Raw genomic sequence first — 1,163 nt, forward strand, 5'->3', positions numbered from 1 at the left:
CCAAGGTGACAGCGGGCTCTCCGTTGTAGCGGTTTTCTGCCAATGCTGGTGTTTGATAACCCATGGTGATGTCGGCGATGTCACCAAGACGAATCAACCCCGAGCCAAACTCGCCGGTGCCACCATTGATGATTAAATTGCGAATGTCTTCTAGAGACTGAAACTCACTGGTTTGCGCAATACGAATACGCTCTGTACCCGCATCGAATTTTCCCGCTTCGAACGTGCTGTTTTGTGTGCTCAGTTGGTTCCAAACTTGTGCGATCGACAAACCATATTGAGCCAAGCGCTCGTCTGGCATATCGATATGTACAACGCGAGGTTGAATGCCGTGTAGCTCGATCTTTTTGATGCCGTCGACGGCTTTGATTTGGCGTTGCAGCTCTTCGGCGTAGCGACGCAACTCTTCTGGCGCAGCATCTGTGCTGTGGATAGAGAAAAGCATACCGTAGACTTCAGAGAACTCGTCTTGTACTACGCTGATCTGCGCGCTGGAAGGTAGCTGCAGTTTTACATCGTCCACTTTGCGTCTCAATAAGTCCCATTCCTGCGGAAGTGCTTTGGAATTAAGGCTCTCTTTGAGGTCAACAAAGACCATAGACAAACCTGGGCGAGACAATGAGCGCAAGCGATCCAACTCCGCCATTTCCTGCAATTTGGTTTCCACGGTATCGGTGACTTGGTGTTCGACTTCTTCGGCAGATGCACCCGGATAAAGGGTCACGACTACCGCAGTTTTTACCGTAAAGCTCGGGTCTTCCAACTTGCCTAAGTCGAAGTAAGAATAGATGCCAGCGATCACGCTCAATACGATAAAGAACAGAACGAACTTACGTTGGCGAATCGCGAATTCAGCTAAATTGATCATGGATTCGCACCTACAACGTCTTGATGGTCAGGTTTGGGGCGGCATCGCCCTCGCTCAGATAATGGCTACCGCTGATCACCACATAATCGCCTTGCTCAAAACTTCCGGTCACACACGCTTGGTATGCGTCGATAGAGTCAAGGTTGACCGGCTCTGAATGAATAACCGCATCACGAACCACATTCACGTGCAGAGTTTGTTTCTCACCCAAAATTGCAGAGTAAGGAAAGCAATGGCTTGAGGGAGTGGTGTTGAGCGCGGTATTAACCGTGACTGCTTTACGGTTGAATAGCGC

At 49.8% G+C, this 1,163-nt stretch carries 1 protein-coding gene and 1 pseudogene; both read right to left on the reverse strand.

Annotation, left to right across the window (positions count from 1 at the left end):
• On the reverse strand, window positions 1-868 hold an 868-nt coding region (locus R7190_RS25655; protein WP_318137651.1), incomplete at its 3' end, for an efflux RND transporter permease subunit.
• A 10-nt stretch (window positions 869-878) separates the two neighbouring features.
• Window positions 879-1,163, reverse strand: a pseudogene (locus R7190_RS25660) (efflux RND transporter periplasmic adaptor subunit); the annotation flags it as partial.

Source organism: Vibrio sp. 1078-1, from assembly GCF_033340475.1.